Source organism: Pseudomonas hormoni, from assembly GCF_018502625.1.
Classification (GTDB): Bacteria; Pseudomonadota; Gammaproteobacteria; order Pseudomonadales; family Pseudomonadaceae; genus Aquipseudomonas; species Aquipseudomonas hormoni.
In genome coordinates this window covers 1,642,311-1,662,772 of record NZ_CP075566.1, presented here as the reverse complement: position 1 = coordinate 1,662,772, position 20,462 = coordinate 1,642,311, and the positions used below count along the sequence as shown (strand labels likewise).

General features: G+C 54.5%; 17 protein-coding genes. 9 read left to right on the top strand and 8 right to left on the bottom strand.

Annotated features, from left to right (window positions below; all coding sequences use genetic code 11):
* Nucleotides 1-16: 16 nt before the first annotated feature.
* From KJF94_RS07815 to KJF94_RS07775, 9 genes are all read left to right on the top strand, one after another.
* Nucleotides 17-2,059, top strand: a complete 2,043-nt coding sequence (locus tag KJF94_RS07815) for a type VI secretion system Vgr family protein (RefSeq protein WP_214382387.1) — start codon at nucleotides 17-19, stop codon at nucleotides 2,057-2,059.
* Nucleotides 2,052-2,951: a DUF4123 domain-containing protein gene (locus KJF94_RS07810; protein WP_214382386.1), complete on the top strand. Its 900-nt coding sequence runs from the start codon at nucleotides 2,052-2,054 to the stop codon at nucleotides 2,949-2,951. The genes KJF94_RS07815 and KJF94_RS07810 overlap by 8 nt, the downstream gene beginning before the upstream one ends.
* A complete protein-coding gene (locus KJF94_RS07805) occupies nucleotides 2,948-6,298 on the top strand; it encodes a toxin VasX (protein WP_214382384.1) in 3,351 nt (1,116 codons plus the stop codon). Before KJF94_RS07810 ends, KJF94_RS07805 begins: the two co-directional genes overlap by 4 nt.
* Nucleotides 6,299-6,302: 4 nt before the next feature.
* The gene (locus tag KJF94_RS07800; RefSeq protein WP_348772793.1) at nucleotides 6,303-7,391 is read left to right on the top strand and encodes a DUF6708 domain-containing protein; all 1,089 of its coding nucleotides are present in this window, start codon (nucleotides 6,303-6,305) and stop codon (nucleotides 7,389-7,391) included.
* Between the two features lie 30 nt (nucleotides 7,392-7,421).
* A complete protein-coding gene (locus KJF94_RS30060; protein ID WP_250548235.1) occupies nucleotides 7,422-8,474 on the top strand; it encodes a hypothetical protein in 1,053 nt (350 codons plus the stop codon).
* A 29-nt stretch (nucleotides 8,475-8,503) separates the two neighbouring features.
* On the top strand, nucleotides 8,504-9,607 hold the full coding sequence (locus KJF94_RS07790; protein ID WP_250548234.1) for a DUF6708 domain-containing protein: 1,104 nt from the start codon (nucleotides 8,504-8,506) through the stop codon (nucleotides 9,605-9,607).
* Nucleotides 9,604-10,710, top strand: coding sequence for a DUF6708 domain-containing protein (locus KJF94_RS07785; RefSeq protein WP_348772792.1), 1,107 nt, complete (start codon nucleotides 9,604-9,606; stop codon nucleotides 10,708-10,710). The genes KJF94_RS07790 and KJF94_RS07785 overlap by 4 nt, the downstream gene beginning before the upstream one ends.
* Nucleotides 10,707-11,639 (top strand): hypothetical protein, encoded by a 933-nt coding sequence (locus KJF94_RS30055; RefSeq protein ID WP_250548233.1) that lies wholly within the window; start codon nucleotides 10,707-10,709, stop codon nucleotides 11,637-11,639. Before KJF94_RS07785 ends, KJF94_RS30055 begins: the two co-directional genes overlap by 4 nt.
* A gap of 134 nt (nucleotides 11,640-11,773) precedes the next feature.
* Complete coding sequence (locus KJF94_RS07775) at nucleotides 11,774-12,721, top strand: hypothetical protein (protein ID WP_214382382.1); 948 nt, start codon at nucleotides 11,774-11,776, stop codon at nucleotides 12,719-12,721.
* Between the two features lie 63 nt (nucleotides 12,722-12,784).
* Here KJF94_RS07775 and KJF94_RS07770 read toward each other — a convergent pair whose 3' ends face one another.
* The 8 genes from KJF94_RS07770 to KJF94_RS07735 all read right to left on the bottom strand — a co-directional run bounded on the left by KJF94_RS07770 (nucleotide 12,785) and on the right by KJF94_RS07735 (nucleotide 20,323).
* Complete coding sequence (locus KJF94_RS07770; RefSeq protein ID WP_214382380.1) at nucleotides 12,785-13,606, bottom strand: VanW family protein; 822 nt, start codon at nucleotides 13,604-13,606, stop codon at nucleotides 12,785-12,787.
* Nucleotides 13,607-13,939: 333 nt separating this feature from the next.
* On the bottom strand, nucleotides 13,940-14,524 hold the full coding sequence (locus tag KJF94_RS07765; RefSeq protein ID WP_214382378.1) for a hypothetical protein: 585 nt from the start codon (nucleotides 14,522-14,524) through the stop codon (nucleotides 13,940-13,942).
* A gap of 86 nt (nucleotides 14,525-14,610) precedes the next feature.
* Complete coding sequence (locus KJF94_RS07760; protein ID WP_214382376.1) at nucleotides 14,611-14,784, bottom strand: hypothetical protein; 174 nt, start codon at nucleotides 14,782-14,784, stop codon at nucleotides 14,611-14,613.
* 11 nt (nucleotides 14,785-14,795) lie between these two features.
* A complete protein-coding gene (locus tag KJF94_RS07755) occupies nucleotides 14,796-15,038 on the bottom strand; it encodes a hypothetical protein (protein WP_017337975.1) in 243 nt (80 codons plus the stop codon).
* Nucleotides 15,039-15,104: 66 nt separating this feature from the next.
* Nucleotides 15,105-16,172 (bottom strand): lipocalin-like domain-containing protein, encoded by a 1,068-nt coding sequence (locus tag KJF94_RS07750; RefSeq protein ID WP_214382374.1) that lies wholly within the window; start codon nucleotides 16,170-16,172, stop codon nucleotides 15,105-15,107.
* The gene (locus tag KJF94_RS07745; RefSeq protein WP_214382372.1) at nucleotides 16,162-18,633 is read right to left on the bottom strand and encodes an ABC transporter permease; all 2,472 of its coding nucleotides are present in this window, start codon (nucleotides 18,631-18,633) and stop codon (nucleotides 16,162-16,164) included. Before KJF94_RS07745 ends, KJF94_RS07750 begins: the two co-directional genes overlap by 11 nt.
* Nucleotide 18,634: 1 nt before the next feature.
* Nucleotides 18,635-19,303, bottom strand: a complete 669-nt coding sequence (locus KJF94_RS07740; RefSeq protein ID WP_214382370.1) for an ABC transporter ATP-binding protein — start codon at nucleotides 19,301-19,303, stop codon at nucleotides 18,635-18,637.
* A gap of 213 nt (nucleotides 19,304-19,516) precedes the next feature.
* Complete coding sequence (locus tag KJF94_RS07735; RefSeq protein WP_214382368.1) at nucleotides 19,517-20,323, bottom strand: class I SAM-dependent methyltransferase; 807 nt, start codon at nucleotides 20,321-20,323, stop codon at nucleotides 19,517-19,519.
* Nucleotides 20,324-20,462 lie beyond the last annotated feature (139 nt).

Below are 20,462 nucleotides of genomic sequence, written 5' to 3'. Positions count from 1 at the left end.
GCACGAGGAACAAGGGATGTTCGCGCCGGCCAATCAGACTCACTTTGCCCTGACCATCGAAGGTCTTTCCAACGACTTCCAGGTGCTTTCCCTGCAAGGTCGGGAAGCCATCAGCCAGCCGTTTGTGTTTGAGGTGGAACTGGTCAGCGAAAAACCGTCCCTGGACCTCGAAAGCCTGCTGCACAAACCCGCCTTTTTGCAGCTCTCGCCCGACGGCAGCGGCATTCATGGCCAGATCTATCGCGCCGCCCAGGGTGATTCCGGCAAACGCCTGACCCGCTACGCGGTGACCCTGCGCCCGCAACTGTCCTACCTGGCGCATCGCATCAACCAGCGCATCTTCCAGAACCTCACGGTGCCGAAAATCATCGGCCTGGTCCTCGAAGAACACGGCATCCAGAGCAATGCCTACGAATTCAAGGTCGGGGCGATTTATCCCGAGCGCATCTACTGCGTCCAGTACGATGAATCGGACCTGCAATTCGTCCAGCGCCTGTGCGAGGAAGAAGGTATCCACTACCACTTCCAGCACAGCGCCACGGCCCACAAACTGGTGTTCGGCGATGACCAGACGGTGTTCCCGAAACTCGCGCCCGTGGCCTATCAGCAAGACTCCGGCATGGTCGCCAGCGACCCGGTGATCAAGCGCTTCGACCTGCGCCTGGAAACCCGCACCAGCCGCATCACCCGTCGCGACTACGACTTCGAAAAACCGCGCATCACCCTCGAAAGTGAAAACCGCGGCGGCGCCCTGCCCGACCTCGAAGACTATGACTATCCCGGCCGCTTGATCGACCGCGAACGCGGCAAGCACCTGGCCAAACGCGCCCTCGAACGTCATCGCAGCGACTTCCAGCTGGCCGAAGGCAAAAGCGATCAGCCGTTGCTGGTCAGCGGCCACTTCCTGGCCCTGACCCAACACCCGAAAGCCAAATGGAACGACCTGTGGCTGCTGACCGAAGTCCTGCACGAAGGCAAACAGCCGCAAGTCCTGGAAGAGTCGGTCACCAGCAGCACCACTAACCTGAAAGACGATTTCCACCAGGGTTATCGCAACCGCTTCCAGGCCACGCCGTGGGACGTGCCGAATCGCCCGCCGCTGACGCAGAAAAAACCGCGCATCCTCGGCAGCCAGAGCGCCGTGGTCACCGGCCCCAAAGGTGAAGAAATCCACTGCGACCAGTACGGCCGCGTCAAAGTGCAATTCCACTGGGACCGCGAAGGTCAGGCCGACGACAAGACCAGCTGCTGGCTGCGCGTCTCCTCCGCCTGGGCCGGCGCGCACTACGGCGGCATCGCCATCCCGCGAATCGGCATGGAAGTGCTCGTCACCTTCCTCGAAGGCGACCCCGACCAGCCGCTGATCAGCGGCTGCCTGTACCACAAGGAAAACGTCGTCCCGTACGCCCTGCCGGCGAACAAGACCCGCACCACCTTCAAAACCCTCAGCTCGCCGGGTGGCGCAGGCTTCAACGAACTGCGCATCGAAGACAAGAAAGGCCAGGAGCAGATCTTTCTGCACGCCCAGCGCGACTGGGACGAAAACGTCGAACACGACCAGAAGATCCGCGTCGGCAACGAACGCCACGACACCGTCGAGAAAAACAGCTACAGCGAATTCAAGGCTGAAGAACACCACACCGTTTATGAAGACCGCAAAGTCGAGGCCCGCGCCAACGACCACCTGACCGTGGGCGTGAACCAGCACATCAAGATCGGCACTGGGCAATTCATCGATGCGGGCCAGGAAATCCACTTGAGCAGCGGCATGAAAGTGGTGCTTGAGGCCGGGAGCGAATTGACACTCATTGGTGGCGGCAGCTTCATCAAGATCGATGCGGGTGGCGTGACCCTGAGCGGGCCGGTGATCAACATGAACTCCGGTGGAGGGCCGGGCAGCGGAACGGGGGCGGCGCCGTTGTTGCCGGGGCCGTTGAAGCAGGCGGATGCGGACAAGGCAGGACAATTGTTGGTGCCGGCACAGCGACAAGCGTTGATGCAGAAAAAGCCGATCTGCGCGATCTGCGAGAAGGCCAAACTGGAGGCGCAAAATGCTTAAGTCCGACTGGCCGCTGGAGAACGGATTACCTCAAGGCCTGCCGTGGAATGGCACCGTCGGCTTGCTGCTGGATGGTGTCAGCGTCGAAAAACTGCCCCAGCACCTTTATCAATGGTCGGACGATCCGGTGTTCGAGCCACTCTACCTCGGCACGCAGTGGGCCGAGTTGGGTGACGTTTCGCCGTGCCTTGTCCAGATAAAAACCCAGAACAATCCCATCCTCGCGAAGTTCCTGGCTGAACCCCGCCAGGAGTGGGGCTACCTGGTGTTCAGCGATCAACCCTGGGCGCAAATGGTCGAGCACTTCCGCTGGCTGACCAGCGTCATGCACCCACAGGGTGAAGAAGTCCTGCTGCGCATCGCCGACCCTGCCGTGGCCCACGCATTGCTCAGCCACGCCGAGAGTATCAAGGACCCTACCCTGTTCGGACCTTGCTCGCAGATCGTCGCCGCCGACGCGGCGCTGGGCTGCTGGCACATCAACCAGCGACCGGGCAAGGCCCCCGAGCCCAACCACAGCAAACGCTACCGCTTGAGCGACGAGCAACTCAGCCAACTGGACGAAGTGAATTTCCGCAGCATCGTCCTGCGCCTCGACCAACACATGCACGAATACTTTCCGTCCTATCAGGCACAATCGATGCCGTTGCAGCGCTGGGAACACCTGCACGCATTGGCATCGACCTCGTACGATCGCGGCTTCAACACCGAACTCGACATCACTCTTTACGCCAACATTCACGGGTTCCTCGGCGAGCGAGCGCTGGCGGAGCATCCGGACCTGGATGCAATACTCAAGACCCCGTCGGAACAAACGCCCGCTCAGCGACTCGAACGGGTCGCTGATATTGCCCAGGAACGGGCTGAAACCCTGCACAGGAGCCAAGGATGACCACGCCAACATCGGCCGGCAAAAGCCCGAACAACGTTGCAAAAAGCCAGGACGACGGCAAGTGCGCCATGGGCGGCTGCTCCCTGATGAAGGCCAAGATCCAGCTCATCCCTCTGCGCTACGGACTGGTCGAACGACTCGACCCGTCCAGCGCGCTGGCCATGCCGTACAAAACCACTTCACGTCCACTGGGCATTCGCTTGATCCGCGACGGATGGCTCTACATCATCGTCGACAAGAAACCTCAAGCCGTCATGCACGAATACCGCATCCAGAACGGCATCGTGACCCAACTGCTGTGGGAAAAAGGCGAAATCACCGCCAACAAACGCGAAAGCAACGTGGGCGAAGCCGTATTGGTCTTCCCCCGTCTGAGCAAGCTCTACGTCAACTACTCCGAAGTGCAATGGACTGCCGCCAAATGCGCGCAGGTCATCAAGCACAAGTCCGAGCGTGAATACTTCATGCAGGCAGTGGACCTGACCAAGGCTGATCCGGAGAAAGGCGCGGCTAATCTGTTGACGCCGAGTCAGGCGGAAAAGTGGATTGCGGAGGTTGCGGAGCAGCCGAGTAAGGAACCGGCGGTTACGGGTGCCAAGCCTGAGGAGAGCAAAGACTATCTCTGGGAGCAAGCGTCGCACTTCAAGAAAACTCAGCTGGGCGCGCTCAAAAAGCAAGTCAAGGCAGAAAATGAGCGTGACCATCTGTACTTGGTCATACAGGATGACTTGGGCGTGCTGCGCGATCTCGCTGAGCATCAGGATTTGGTCACTGGCTGGATTAGTGACTGGAGTGACGCTGAAGCCAATCAAAAGAAGTATGTGTTTGGTTGCTACATTGAATCGTTGTACACCGTTACGGGCGCAAATCTCTCCAATGCCGCAAAAGCAGATCCTCGCTTCGCAAAGCTTAATGACGAGACAAGCCCTGAGCAGCGACAAAACATCGTCGACTACGTGAATGTAAAAAACCAAACTCAATGGTCTGGTGTAGGTACTCATAAAAGTGCTATCGCCACTGCAAAAATGCGGATGCGCACAAATCTTGGCCCCCTGTATCCTCGTTACGAGGATCTTATTGAATCAATCGAAGATAATGCTGATGATGCACTTAATGGCGCCAAGATGGGACAACAAGGCATCAATGACCTGATTGACCGCCCTGCAATGGAAGCATTCCTTAAACAGCAAAGGGTTCAACTCAATCGTTGGAATAATCGTCTCGACCTGATCACCGACGATCGAATCAAGCTAGTTTGCGAAGGTCGATTCTATCGTTCTGCCTGGTATTTTGATCCAAACTTCAGCAACCAATTGGAAAACTCCTTGATTGCTGAATATGCATGCATGAAAGATATTTGTCGAACCGACAAAGCAACCAAAGCAATTGCAGACCTAATAGAAAAAGAGCCTGGCTTTACTGTTCCTACTTTCTTCACACTTAGCCTATCTGATCGAAAAGACTTCCAAGCCAAACTAGCATCACTTTTCAAATATGCACGCGATGGCTGGAAAGCAAACAAAGACTTTAAAGCAGCACAAAAAACCATAGAAGAATACAAAAAATTAGTAAGCAGCAAACTCGCTGCAACTATGAATCTGGGTTCTGACGGCATTACCTTTGATCAACTCCGTAACACCGCCTATGACCCAGCGAAGCAATTGAAACTTGCAGATGCAATGGAAGAGGCCATGCAGGGCCTTGGTAACGGACGCACCATTGACCCCGCTAAATTCCTTCGACGGATTCCTGGCGCTGCTTGGATTGATATATTCCGAGCATTTAATCAAGGCGGAATCACACTGTCCTTTGCTTCCGCCGATCAAATTCGACGCTTCGAAGCCGACATGGAAAAGCTCTCGGAGCTTCGCCAAGAGATGTCAACTCTAAAAAACAAAATCAAACAAACTTTAGCAAGCGAACGAAAAGGGAGAGCTCCCAAAGGCAGTCATCGCTCGCTAGTTTCTCAACGAAAAGCGATACAACAGTCAGTAGCACCATTGGAGTCAAAAGTAGCGCAAGCTATGAGTCCGATTGGAGAAACACCAGGAAAGACCGGAATAAAAATAGCCGGTCTAAATAGTTCACAAGTAACTGAGTTTCACCGAATGGCTGAAGATAGCCGACTGAGAAAGCAATACAAAGGCCTGAGCGCAGATGTCTACAAATCCGCTGGCGGTGACTTGTTCGCTTCTGCGGCCTTTGTTATGCAGGCGATCAATTTTATTGTAGTTCTCGGAGAAGTAAGAAGAAAAGAAACCAGGGATAGATCAGACGTCATATCATTCTTTAATGCTCTATTTTCCACCGTTGGGGGAGGATTTGCAGCGCTTCAGGGTATAGCAAGCACCAGCCTTTCGGTCGCGGTAAACAATTACACTAGCGTTGCAGGAAAAATTAAGTACGCCGCGCGCCTTGGCAAGCTGACTGGTTCCCTTGGGCTTGGAGGCTATGGATTTAGCGCTGCGGCAGCTGTATTTAGCCTATCAGGAGAAAAAGGGTCGATTGCAAGGTGGACTGAAGCATTGAGAACTGGCGATAGTGCTAAGCTGGCAGGCGCAAGCATGACTTTGGCTGGTGATTCTGGACAAGTCGTGGTAAACGGCTGGGCAACGATTCAGACAGGAAAAAGTCTATTTAAAGCAACTACTGTACTTAATGAAGCTAGAGCAGTGGCTTGGGCAACTGCAGGAGCAAGAGTATTGAGTATCGCAGCAAGGGCAAACTTAATCGGTTTAGTGCTGACAGGTTTGCAGTTGGGCGGAGAGTGGATCTATAACCGCAACAACAAAACTGAATTAGATAACTGGCTACAAAAAGGTGCTTGGGGAAAAAAAAGCAACAATAACAGCTTAGATGAGGAGCGCCTGCTCTTAGCGGACATTACTGGCGCCCCCAAAGTCACATTACGAAAAATCAATAATCAATCGATGGCTGTGCTTAGCATTCCAAGCATGACGGCTCGAGAGTTAGATGCAGCAGGTCTTGGAATTTCTGCCTACTGGATGAATAATCTCCAGCGAAACGACTGGGAAGCCTGGACTGAGCCAATGCTATATCAGCTAAACCTCATCAGCGACCAAGATGCACCACTAGAGTTAGGTTTGGAAATATTTCAGCATGAAGCAAATGCCCAGAGCGGTCTTGCTATTAAGCTTCGCTATCGACCACTTCCAAGCTCGGATGTTATACGAGAGAAAAAATTCGAGACACTGACATTGAACGCCGGCAATGATAAGGAAATACCCCCAACATCGATTTTGCGGACTCGTAACGAAAATTCCCCTTGGGCGCTCATAACTCATGACTATTTAAATACATCCACCCAATCTCAAATATCCGGTTAATCTGATGCCAGCACCTGACAATGACACAATCGACGAAATCAATATAAAACTTCAAAGACCGACAGCCGGAGAAGTGCGTAAGTTTGCGACGGGCGAGGCCGTATTTCTGGCTCCACTCCCCGTCCCTACTGGCGACACCCCTATGGACTTAGATGGGAGCTTCATAGAAATCAATGAATCTTATCTCGACATTGGAAGCAGTAATTTCAACAAGGCATTTCAAACACAAGCCATGATTGGACTCGTCATGGCTTTTATAATCACATGCGTTGTAATCGGCCCCCTTATCATTGGCCTAACAGCTTTTGGGGATCCTTACGGTCGAAGCTTTTCAGATAATTTTTTAGAGTTTTTCTTTCCAGGATTGGAATTTGCTATGTGGGGGGCATTGGGTTTTTCAGCTATGGGGATTTACGTAATTCTCAGCAGTACTTTTAATAAAACTCGAAGCCGTCCAATCCGTTTCCATCGACAACGACGTGAGGTTTGCTTCTTTCCCAACGGGTCCGACGAGCAGGTCATCCAGCCATGGGAAGAAATGGTCTCGTGGCTTTCCGTCAGCACGGGTGTTACAGGGGTAGGCGTCATGAGTAATTACACTTTTGGAATGGCATTCGACGACCAAAAACGTAATAAAGTGCACTTTGTGAACCAACAAGTTATGACGCCGACCCATGCATTAAGCAAGTGGGAAGCAATACGTATCTACATGGAAAAAGGGCCGAAATTTTGCCCTGGAAAGGCGCCATATGAAGGTCGACACACATTCGATCAACAACGTGAAACCATTAGTCAGGAATACCGCGAAGGCGACCGCTCCGCGCTTGGAGTTGGCTGGTGGTACTTTTCCCATCTAATCACCCTGTGGCGCTTTCCGTACTGGGTAGCGGAATGGGACCACCGCTACAGCATGAAGTCCCTACCTAAATCCATTGCTGAATGGTCAAAATCTCTACCGCCTGAGCAGTGGGCCAAGCCGAGTCAAGCTCTAAAAGAGCAAAGCGCCAAGATCGAAAAGGCTTTTGCTCAGGGACAAGATTTCATGACGTACTTCAAGGCGAATCTAAACGAAAACAAGACAGATAATCGATAAATAACTGAATGGAAGTGATGAGTTGCGTACTTGAATCTTAAATACAACCGACTACCTCATGCCGGAGACTTTGAAAGTCTATCCGACACAGAGATTATCTACCTGTCACCTAGGCCCATCCCTACAGGTCTCCCGCCTTTCAGTGCTCGCCAACTGCATCGGGACGCCAACGATGTCTTTCTGGATTTTGCAGTCGGCCGTGCAAATTTCGAGTTTATGGCTCGAGCAGGCATCGGCTCGGTAATGTTCATCACCCTCTTCTTCCTTTTTGTATCAGGGTTTGGCTCGTGGCTGAGAAGAGACGTGCAGCCTTTCTGGACTAGTTGGATAGATTTTTTTACAAACGCCTACGTCCAGGGATTCATTTGGTGTCTTTCCGCCGTTTACGTTTGTATATTTTGTTATGCGGTCCGCCAAATCACTGTTCACCCCCCTATCCGCTTTAACCGACAACGCCGTGAGGTTGTTTTCGTACCTAAAAAAGGTGCCGCTCCATGCTATGTTCCTTGGGAGGAGGCAATCGCTTGTGTATCCGCGGGCCGACTCATTACTCAATATGCGGTCATGCCCGAATACAAGCTGATGATCGGTTTGCGTGACGTTGCCAGTGGCGATGTCTTGTGGTCCGTAGTGCCAAGCGGCAGTTTGAGTCTGGCCGTGTCCGAATGGGAGGCGATCCGCGTGTACATGGAGGTGGGAAGCTCCGCGCTGGCACCTGATCAGACGGAAGAGTTTGAAGAAGGCAGCGTTACCTTTTTCCACCTGTGTCGGCGTAGCTACCGCGCGGATCACTCACTTCTACGCTACGTCGGGGGCTTTCTGGTCATTCAGTTTTTCAGCGGCTGGACTTTGCCATGCTACATCTCTGGTTGGGTCAACAACCGCCCCAAAGCCGCCTTCCCTAAAGAAGTCCTGAAATGGTCAAAACCTCTCCCCCTCGAGCAGCACGCTATGCCGAGCGAAGCGTTGCTCGAGGAGAGCACTGAAATCCGAAAGGCCTTTGCCAAAGGGCAGAACCTGCTGGATTACTTCAACGTTAAATTTGCTGACCCGGCAAAAAAACCTGCAATGTCAGCGACCTAAGCCGAATTGCACTTTTCTGGTTATCCTGCATGACGCCTACCTCTTCGCAGTACAACGGGTTCGATATTCAACAGCAGCGACCTGTCGCTGGTAAGACTCGGGGCTTTGTCACGGGCGAGGCACTGTTTCTTTCACCAATGCCAGTCCCCACAGGTCAATTGCTGGTGGATCTAGGTGGAAAATATGTCGAGGTCAATGACACCTATCTTGATATCGGAACCAGTAATTCCGGAAAAGCGTTTCAAGCGCGAATCATGATAGCCAACACCATGTTCGTTGCATTTTTCTTTTTTGTATTTTCGCCGTTTTTAGCGGGTACAACAGCGTGGGGAAACCCCTACGGAGTGACCTTCTGGTCTAGAGCAGAAGTCGTATTTGATTATGTTTGTTATCTGGCACTTGGATTAACAGGAGCCACCGCTTTAATTGCCATTTACGTAATAGCGGGCACCACCCTTAAAAAATCCAAAACAAGGCCAGTTCGGTTTAATCGTCAACGACGTGAAGTTTGCTACTTTCCAGAGAAATCGGACGCACCGATAATTCGCCCTTGGGAAGAAACGATAGCCTGGCTATCGGTGGGAACAGGCACAACTGGGATTGGAGTCGTTAAAACCTACACCCTTGGGATAGCCATAGAAGATAAGGACAATGGAGTAGCTTACTACATCAACAACACTGTCCCGTCTCCATTCCATGGGCTAGGGCAATGGGAAGCCATACGTGTCTACATGGAAAAAGGTCCAGAGTTCTGCCCTGGCAAAGCACCCTACGAGGGTCGCCACACCTTTGATAAAGAACGACAAGACATGCACGAGGAATACCAGCACAACGAACGTTCCGCTTTAGGAGTGGGTTGGTGGTATCTGACACACCTGATCACTTGGTGGCGTTTTCCCTACTGGGTAGCGGAATGGGACCATCGTTTCAGCATGAAATCTCTACCTGAATCCATTGCTGAGTGGTCTAAACCTCTTCCGCCTGAGCAGTGGGCGAAGCCAAGCCAAGCTTTAAAAGAGCAAAGTGTGAAGATCGAAAAAGCCTTTGCTCAAGGACAGGATTTCATGACGTACTTCCACGCAAACCTAAGTGAAAACCAGGCAAAAGAGTCAGCAGGTAGCTCGGCATTATGAGCGCAGAAGTCAAACAGCCCGGTGATTGGCGGGACTTCAGCAGTCAGCGCCCTGTCGCTGGTGAGTCCCGACGCTTTGCCACTGGAGAAGCATGGTTTTTATCGCCTATGCCGATGCCCACCGGGCAAATACCTCTGGATTTGGGCGGGAGCATTGTTGAGGTTAATGACACATATCTGGACGTTGGCAGCAGCAATTTTGGAAAAGCATTTCAAGCCAGAGCCATGATTGGTTTGTGCATGGGCTTCATGGTTTCTTGCCTACTGGTCCTACCTACAATTATGGGATTTTCAACATTCAACAACCCTTTTGGACGTAACTTCTCATGGTATTTCAGTGAGTTTTTTGAATCTGGCATGTGGATTTCCAGTTGGGGCGGCGCGGGATTTGCCATTATCGGCTGTTATGTAGTCATCAGCTCAACACTCACCAAATCCCGCACCCGCCCCATCCGCTTCAACCGCCAACGCCGCGAAGTCTGCTTCTTCCCCAACAACTCCGACGAACCCATCATCCAGCCATGGGAAGAACTGGTCTCCTGGCTCTCCGGCAGCACCGGCTCAACCGGCGTAGGCACAATGAGCACTTACACCTTCGGCATGGCGTTCGACGACCCTAAAGCTGATACCGTTCATTTTGTGAACCAGGGAGTAATGACCCCTGTTCATGGTTTGGGCAAATGGGAGGCGATACGTGTTTACATGGAAAAAGGGCCGCAATACTGCCCAGGGAAGGCACCGTACGAAGGCCGCCATACATTTGATAAAGAGCACACAGATATGCTTGAAGAGTACCAACACAACGAGCGCTCCGCGTTGGGTGTTGGCTGGTGGTATTTCACTCATATAATTACTTTATGGCGCTTTCCGTACTGGGTTGCGGAGTGGGACCATCGTTTCAGCATGAAATCTCTACCTGAATCCATTGCAGAGTGGTCAAAATCTTTACCGACTAACCAGTGGGCCAAGCCAAGCCAAGCTTTGAAAGAGCAAAGCGCCAAGATCGAAAAAGCCTTTGCTCAAGGACAGGATTTCATGACGTATTTCAAGGCCGATCTCAGTAAAACCGAGGCAAAAGAATCAACAGATAGTTCGGTATTATGAACGTAGATATCAAACAGTCCGGTGGACTCGACCATGCAACTGTCCGGACAGTTCTTAGTGTAGATCAGCCAACAGGCAAGGCTCCTTTAGAGCTATTCATCACCGATGAGCACACCGAAAATTATCTCACATTGAAAATGAGCGGCGATGCTGAACGGGGTGCAATGACAGGCATGCTCGCAGGCATCGCATCTCCGCTTGGCCTGCTTCTGTCAATATGGATGACGATGGAAGGTGAATGGGCGCTGGCAGCTTTGTCTCTCGCCATTGCGACTCCTATGTTTGTAATTCCTTTCTTATTTGAAATTTGTCGACCTCTTCCTCTACCCGTTCTGTTCAATCGCCGCACTCGTGAAGTCTACTTTGAAAAAGAAGGCGAACTGTTTCATTCTCCATGGGATGGAATTCAAGCGATGGCATGCGAGTTTCAAATTGTCGGACCCTATACTGGCGGCATTGGAAACACGTCTTTAGAAATAATGCTTAATCGTTTTCGCGACCCTGGCAATTCATTAATGATTAGCCTCGGATCACCTATAGGTAAAACCTTGGACATGCAAAAAGGATTTTGGGAATACATACGCGCCTATATGAACAATGGACCATGGTTTGACGAGCGAGGCAATTACAGCGAATCAGATAATTTTGTGAAAAGCCAACTAAACCTAAACACGAAACCATCAAGCTTTCTTGCTCATTGGCGAAAAACCATCGCGGACAAAAAAACTGCAACAAATGGGAAAAACTATCTCAGTGGTATGGACGCGCTCATGCTTCTAGGACACATAATGTTCTATCCTACCCATTGGATTCAGGGTTTCACCCATAACATTGCAAAACGTAAGTCTCGTAATCGGTGGCCCACGGTCGTGCTGGAGCGTTTGCAGTCAGATGGCCCCGCTACTAGATTGATTGATATTGAGAAGTAGAAGAAAACCAAGAACTTTCGCCGCCCCTGTCTTTTCATGGGTTTTGGATGGCCAAGTGTACAGAATGGCAGGCTGGCTGCTTATGCTATCGAGATAGCATTGCATGCCCTCCCTGCTGTTAACGAGAATTCAAAATGACGCTGGATGATATAGTAAGACAGGCGAAGGCAAAATATGGGGCTTCGCCAACCACAACTCTCAGTTTTGATGAGTCCACAGGTCAACTCCCTATTGAACTGTTCATTACCGACGAACACTCCGAACATTTTTTGTCATTAAAAACTAGCGGAGATACAGATCGTGGACTCCTCACTGGACTAATGGCGCTCGGATCGATTCCATGCTTACTAATAGCCCTGTGGCAATTGGCGATCGGAAATTATGAAGGTGCCTGCAATGGGTTGATTGTGGCTGTGCCATTGATAGTGACCCCCTTCCTCTGGGAAACATTTCGCCGATTGCCGCTGCCCATAATTTTCAATAGACGCACTCGTGAAATCTACTATGACAACAATGGGACGTTGTATCACGCACCTTGGGATGGGTTAAAAGCGCTGACATGTGAATTCCAGATTATCGGACCTTATACAGCGGGCATGACTAATGCCTCTCTGGAAATACTGGTTCACCAATTCGGTAATACTGAGAGTGCGCTGATGATCAGTCTTGGTACCCCGATGGGGAAAACGCTAGACATGCAAAAGGGCTTTTGGGAATACATCCGCTCATACATGAACAACGGCCCCTGGTTTGATGAAAATGGAAATCCGAGCGACTCCGACAGATTTGTTAAGACTCAGCTCGCATCGAATCTTAGACAGTCGGGATTTCTTGGCCATACTCGCAAAGTAATAGCAGAGAAAAAAGCCGCTGCTAACGGTAAAAACTACTTAAGTGGAATTGATGTCGCGATGCTTTTGGGCAACCTATTTTTTCACCCATCAAGCCTGATTCAGGATTTCACCTACAAAATCGCTAAACGTCGTTCGCGGATTCGTTGGCCAAAAATCGTGCTTGAACGTTTACGGGGTGATGGGCCGGCAACCAGATTAATCGACCTAGAGAAAGAAGCTAAACCCTGAAATAGTCACCGTCCAGGTTCAGGCAACATAAAAACGGGCGATCTAATTGATCACCCGTTTTTTTTATACACCCATCTCCAACAACCCCTCCTCAACCTCATACTTAACCACTACCCGATTCTTATAAAGCCGCGCACTCTCCAACACCCGACTCTCCTGCCCCTTACTCCTGACCTCCCGCCAGATCTCATTCTCCCGAAACACCCGCCCGCCTTCGCGCACAAACCGATGCCCACGCTGATAAACGTGATACCGAAACTCCCGCACCTGATCGCACAACAACTCCCCCTCCAACTGCTGCTCGCCTACCTTTAATTTCAACTGAAAGTGCCGATCCGTCGGGTTATGCAACACTAGGTCGATGTAGTTGTAAAAGATGGCCGCCCCGGAACCGAAAGGCAGTACCCGCCCCTCATCAGGAAAAGGATCGAAGCTGTGATTCGATCGCTCAACCACCACCAACGGCGAATGAATCGCCATCCAGTGAATCAGGTTGCTCAGCTGACAAATCCCGCCACCGACGCCGCTGCGCGCTTCACCAAATGACAGTTCCATGCCTTCGACATAGCCACGCTTTCGAGTCGGTCGGCCGACCAGGCGGCAGAAGGAAAAGTATTCGCCAGGCCCGATGACAACGCCGTCAATCGCAGCCACGGCCAATTTCAGATTCACGACTTTGTTGTGTTGCAGGGCAAGGTCTGAGTTGCCGAGTTTGCGGATCAGTTTGGAGGTATGTTTGAGGTAGCGGAATGGCAAACGCTCACACGCGTTTTCCGGGCGGGCGTAATGCTTGCGGGAGAAGCGCCAGGCCAGTTGGCGGAACAGTCTTTTTTGCCACACGCGCAGCCAGTAGAGGGCCGGGTGATAAAGGGAGAGTGGTTTCATCCGTGTCAGAACGGCAGCAGCCGTTTTCGTCCTTGATCTGAAAATGCTGCGTATCTTAACGGATCAGCGTACCCGAAGAAGGTGTTCGCCCAGTGTAATGGCCTTGGCAATCCATGCACCGGTAAAGAGCCCTGCCACTGGGCGAACGGGAAGTATTTTAGTAGAACTCTTTGAATATGTCCGCGCATATAACATGAAATTTATCGAACAACGATTGAATGTCATTCCAAATATGACTTACATACACCCAAAAAACTCACTGGTTAGACCATAAAGCCGATTATTCTTGTACAAAAAGTTATACAAGAACAATCGACACTATAGAGTCAATACTCAACTTTCGTGTTGGGTGGTCACTTTCAATACATCGGTATAAGTCACGACAACGCTTTGTCCTACTTTCAAGTCCTTCAGTTTTTTCTGAACTTCAGGTCTCTCGACGTTGACGGTTTTCGACTGGCCCGCCGGATTCTCGAAAGTCACCTGGTTTTTCTTCAGGTCGATGGCGGTGATTTTCAGCTGGACCTGGACCTGACGGAACGCTTCACCGCCCGGGTTGGGATTGTCTTTTGTCGCGCGGATTTCGCCGGTGCGCTCGATGGAGCCAGGCAGTCCTTTGTCGACATCGGTATCGAGGTAGGCGGCCACCGAGCGGATCACTTTGACCGTGACCTGATCACCAACTTTCAGGTTGCCCAGATTCTTGGCCTTGTCGCTGAGCTGGACATGTACCTCACGCCCTTCGGCACCTTCAAGGACCACTTGATGTTTGGCGGCGTCAACGGCCAGGACTTTGGTCGTGACCTGGTCGGCCTCTACGACGGCGGACAGCGGGATATCCGCTGCCACGGCGCTGAAGCTGGCGGCGGACAGCACGGTAGCGAGGGCGATGGCTTTGGTCAGTGCATGAAGTTTCATATGCAGTACGTTCCCTGTGATGGATGGCAGCGGGCGGCTCTGAATCAAGGTTGAGCGCCGTCCGTGCCACTGAGCATAGACGCTGTTCAGCGATTTTCCGCCGTTTCTTGCGCGGTGGATTCGCCGCTTTCGGTGCCTTTGCCGCTGTCCTTGCGGCGAGTCGGATCAGTGGGGCGCAGGGCGTCGTTGTCGCGCTCGACTTCTCCGGGTGGACGCGGTTCGTCGGGGTGTTTCGAGGTGTCAGGCGATTTGCGGTTCACGATGGTTCTCCTCAGGCGTCGGGGTCGTCGACCTCGTGGGCGACGTTCACGGCAGGCGAGTCTTTGTGGGATTGATCGGCCTTGGCCTTCAGGGCTTGCCACTGGTCGAGGTCGATGGCGCCCTGCCCCAGCAGATCGTCGGCCACGCGCAACAGCTCGGCGTAATGGGCGTCGGGGGATTGCTGCCAGTAGGCCTTGTCTTCAAACAGGCGTTGCCACGCAGCAAGGTCGGGTGGTTTGAGGTCGTCGCTCATGGGCGGGCTCCTGTGAACGCGGGCATTCTTGAATTAGGAGGACGCCGCACTGCCGAGAGTTCCGACTTAATAGCCGGTCATTTCCAGATATCCCTGCCCTCCGTGACTGCCACTGAGGCGTACGGGGCCTTCCCAGTACGGAATGCGCAAATCCATCCAGGCATTGGGGTTGAGCGCGTTGATGGTGATGTCGAGGTGTTTGGTGGGAATGTTGATCGACCAACGCACGGGCATTGAGCGTCCGGCGACGGTCGCGGTGTCTAGCGGTGTGAGGCGGATGTCGGCGGCGTGCAGTAATTGTGTCTGGCCCTGGGCGTCGATCCAGGTGCCGGTGAGATACGGCTCGCCGTTCTTCTGCCGCATGCGGTACAGCATGACCTGTTCGCCGCTGTCCAGGTGCAGGGAAAACCAGTCCCAACCGCTCTGGTTGGCGGTCAACGGCTGGCTGCTCCACTCGCGATCAAGCCACGCCGGGCCGCTGACCTGATAAGTCATGCCGTCGATCTCCAGCGTACCGCTGGCCTGAAAAAACGGCTGACTGTAGTAGTACGACGCCTGGCCCTGTTCGGATTTCTGGCTGAAGCCCTTGTCGCCTTGCAGCACCGGCGGACGCGTAGACGTGAGCCGCAATTGGTAGCTGAAAAGCTTGTCTCGGGCGCTGAGTTGAAGATCCGCCAACCCATCGCCCCCCTGACCGCTGAACCGCCAATCGTCGATCCAGCCATTGAAGGGCTGCACGCTCACCCCGGCCTGCTCGACGCCGCCACGGGCATAGCGTTCCGCCGCGTGATGCACCGTCGCCGAGGTCACGGCCGCATGGCCCAGCCAGATTGTCTGGTTAGCCCAACCCGCCACCTCGGGCGCCGCTTTCAACGCGCTGCGAAACAACGTCCATTGCACACCGAACTCGCGGCCCTGATCGTCCTTGAGATTGGCGGTGACGTACCACCACTCGATGCGAAAACCATCGTGAGGTCCGTGATCCGCCGGAAAGCTGAACACTCGACCAGGCACCACCGGCGTAAAGGTAGCGGCCTCACCGCCAAGACCGGCAAAGCCTTTTTCAACCGATGCAGAGTCATCGCAGCCACTCAAAAGCAGCATCAGCAACAATGCGCCGAGCTTAATCCTCATGAGCAAACGTCCTCAGCAGATCCGCCGGTTGCGAGCGATACAGCGAGTACAGCGGCCACGCCGATGCCAGCAAGGTCGCCAGCAACGCCAGCCCCATCAACTGCGCAAGCTGCAACGGGAACAACCGCAACGGCAGGCGCCAGCCGAACGCCTGAACGTTGATCACCGTGTCCAGGCACCACGCCAGTGCGATGCCCAGCGGCAACGCCAGCACCAGCGTCAGCACTGCCAGCAACCAGGTTTGTCCGAGGTTTAGCAGCATCAATTGTCGGCGCGTCACGCCCAACGCCCACAACGGCGCGAGTTGCCCGAGACGGCTCTGACTCTGTGTCAGCAGGCTGATGAACAGCGCCACACCCGCGACGCCAAGGGTCAGGCTGTTCAGCGCGGCGGTGGCGGCGAAGGTGCGTTCGAACACTTGGGAGGACCAACCTTTGAGCCGGGCCTGATCGACGATGCGGTTGTCGTCCAGGGCGAAGCGTGTTTGCAGCGTTTTCAGGAACGCCGGGATCAACGGCGGCTCGATGCGCAGGTTGAAGCGATTCGGTGTCAGTTGCGGCCAGCCGCGCAGCAGGTGGTCGACATTGACCAGGAGGTGGCCCTTGGGGTTGCCGTAGTCGGCGTAGATCCCGACGATACGCGGCGACCACGGGCCGGTCGGCGTGGGCAGCGTGAGATGGTCGCCGAGGCGCACCTTCAGGCGCCGGGCCAGTTGTTCGCTGAGCATCAATGCATCGTCCTTGGCCAATCGGTCCCATGGGTTGTCGCCCAAGGCTTCCAGCAACGGCCAGTGCTGGCGATAGGTCGGGTGGTCGATCACGCCAAAAACGTCCGCCGGCCAGCCCTGCAACTGGATCGACACTTGCCAGTTGGGCAGCACGGCGCTCAGTGATGGTTGTTGTTTGAGCCAGCTCTGCAGTTCTCTGGCCTGGGCCGGGTTTTGCGGGTTCACGTACAGTTCGGCGGTCAGACGTTGTTCGAGCCAGTCGCTGAAGGTCTGGCGAAAACCGGCGGTCATGCTGCCAGCGCCAATGTTCGCCGCCAGTGCCAACAACAGCGCCATCAACGCCAGGCTCAGGGCCGGCAATTGCTGACGGCAATCGGCGACAAACCATTGACCGAGCACCGAACGGCTGCGATGCAGCACCAGGTTCAGCACCGTATCGAGCACCACCGGCAGCGCCAGCGCCGCGCCGATCAGCAGCGCGGCCATCAGCAGGAATCCACTGGCCAGGCTGTCGCCAAAGATCAACGCCAACAGTGCGACCACACCCGCAATCGCCGCCACCCAACCCTGTCGCCGCAACCAGCGTGCGTGGGCCTGATGCCAAGCTTGCGGATCGGCCAGGGCCAGCAATGGCAAACGCGCCGCCCGCAACAGGCTATTGGCACCGGCCAGCAACGCCCCCAGCAGGCTCAAGCCAATACCGCTGAGCCACCAACCCGGACTGAGGCTCAACTGCCCCGCCACTTCGGCGCCGTACAAGCCGCGCAGACTGGCGGCGACGTCTGGCAGCAGCACACTGGCCAACAGGTAGCCGCTGGCGACGCCTGCTAGGCCGCCGATCATCGCCAGACCACCCAGCTCAACGGCGAGGCAAGCAATCAACATTCGAGCGCTGACCCCACAGGCGCGCAAGGTTCGCAGCAGCCCTCGACGTTGCTCCAACGCCAGTCCGATGGCGGCATGGACAATGAACAGGCCGACCACGAAGGACAGAAAACCCAAGGCATCGAGGTTCAGGTGAAAGCTTTCGGTGAGGCGCGAAAGATTGTTCTCTTCACCGCTGGTTTTTAGTTGAAGCTGGCCTTTGAACTGATCAGGCAACGTTCTGGTGAAATCCTTGGGCAACAGCAGCCGCGACAGTTGATCCGGCAGACCCAGAATCTGCTGAGCGAAACCGATGTCCACCAGCAACATCCCGGGGGCCATGTCGGTTTGCACTTGCAGTGGCGGCAACGTCACACCGCTCAAACTGGAAGGACGCTCACCTTCACGCAGCCCCAACGCCTGCAACGTCTGCGGGGATATCCAGGTACTGCCCGGCGGGCTGAAAAACTCGACGACCTGCTCGATCGCCAACGCCCGCCCCGCTACGGCGGAACCGGATGGTAGCGACACCGGCTCAATGCCCATCAGCTGCAATCGCTGATCTTCATGGCCCTTGAGCGTGACTCGCCCCTGCAGCACCGGCGACACCGGCCAACCCACGCGGCGCAGCTCGACAAACAAGGCCTGGGAAAACGTCCCGCCACCGGGCGCACTGAGGCTGGCCTGGGGTTCGCCGCCGATCAACTGACTGGCCCGCGCGTAACTTTCCCGCGCCTGGCTGTTCAGCGCCTGCACGCCGGTCAGCAGGCTGGTGGCGAGCCAGAGCCCGGTCAGCACACTGAAAAACTGCACCGGGTGCTGCCGCCAATGACTGAGCAGCGCCCACATCGTTTCGCGAAAAACCCGCACCTCAGCGCTCGTCCGCGCCAGCCAGACGACCACGGTGCAACACCACTTTCTCCGCCAGTCGCGCCGCCACTCTTGGGCTGTGAGTGACCATCAACAACGTCGTGGGACTGTCGTCGAGCAGCTCCAGCAACAACTTCAGCACTTCATCACTGGTGGCTTCATCGAGGCTGCCGGTGGGTTCGTCGGCCAGCAGCAGTTTGGGTTGCGACGCCAGCGCCCGCCCCAGTGCGACCCGCTGCTGTTGACCACCGGACAACTGCTCCGGATAACGCCGCAGCAAATCACCCAGCCCCAGACGCTGCACCAGATGCGCCTGCCATCGCGGATCGTGCCGCCCGGCCAGCCGCGCCTGAAACGCCAGATTGTCTTCCACGCGCAAACTGCCGATCAGGTTGAACTGCTGGAACACCAGACCGATTTCAGTCCGCCGCCAGTTCGCCAGTTGTCCTTCGTTCATCCGTTCAAGCTGATGCTCGCCACTGCGGATGCTGCCGCGATCGACCTTGTCCAACCCCGCGATCAGGTGCAGCAAGGTGCTTTTGCCACTGCCCGACTCGCCCATCAGCGCCAGGCTGCTGCCGGGTTTCAGCGTCAGGTCGACACCTTGCAACACCGGCAACGGACCTTGCGGTGTGGCGTAGCTTTTGTAGACGCCTTGGACCTGAAGCATGGGTGAACCTGATTGAGGGGCGTGGGGCAAAGGATAGCGGGCCGGGATGGGTTTTGTCCGTTGGGGTTTTCAGTCCTTCTCGGCCGACGACCCGATCTTGGGGGGTGATCGGGTTGATTCAGCCCGGAGGAGGAAACCTTTGCGTGTGCGGTGAATGGGCCGGCCTCTTCGCGGGCACGCTCCTACAGGTACAGCGGTGTTCTTGATTCGGTCTCAGTACTTCACCCCTACCCACGTAAAACACAACGGTAACTGCGCCTCTCGCTGCTGATAGCGGTCATAAAGCTCCTCGCGATTGGAATGCGGATACTCCTTGAAGTGGCTGATCTGCAATCCCGCCTCGATGGCGCCGGTGAAGATCGCGCCCAACGTGTGGACGAACCAGTAGGACGTCGCGGCCTGCTGTTCGACCTTACCTTCGTAAACGATCGGCTGGTCCTGCACGAACGGCTCGCTGCGAAAGTACGAACTGGCCAAGCGATCAGGGTCAGCTGCTTCGGGGTCGAACATCTCCAGAAACGGGTGGGTTTCGTACACCACCAGTGCGCCACCGGGCTTGAGGGTGTGTGCGACGTGGCGCAGGAATTCACCGATGTCCGGCATCCAGTTCAAGACGCCGATGGTGATCAGCGCCACATCGAACCGGTTGTGCAACTCATTCGGCAGATGATGAATGTCAGCCTCGATGAATTCAGGCGCATGCGGCGAGCGCGATGCCAGCTCACGCGCCTGATCGAGAAAGGCCCCGGACTGGTCAACACCCACAACGCTGCGGGCACCCAACGCAAACAGTGAAAGACTTTCGCGACCGTTGTTACAGCCCAGTTGCACAACGTCCTTGCCGTCGACACCGACCTGCTCCAGCACACCGCGCAAGGTGTTATCGATGCAGCAAAAATCGCCTTGAGTGACCGCCTTCAGAATTGAGAGCCATTCGGGATTGTCTTTGTGGTGTCGGGCGGAGTCATTCCAGGCATCGCGGTTGCTGGCGATGGCCTTTTCTTTTGACGGCATTTCCATTGCACACTCCAGAACTCGGGTTTTATCAGACCGGCCCGAGTCTAGATCAGCGCTTTTGAAAAACCCATGTGGCGTTTGTTGGAATGTTGTAAGCCAGGCATCGCCCACATTCGGCAGCTATAGTTAATGACCTTGGGGA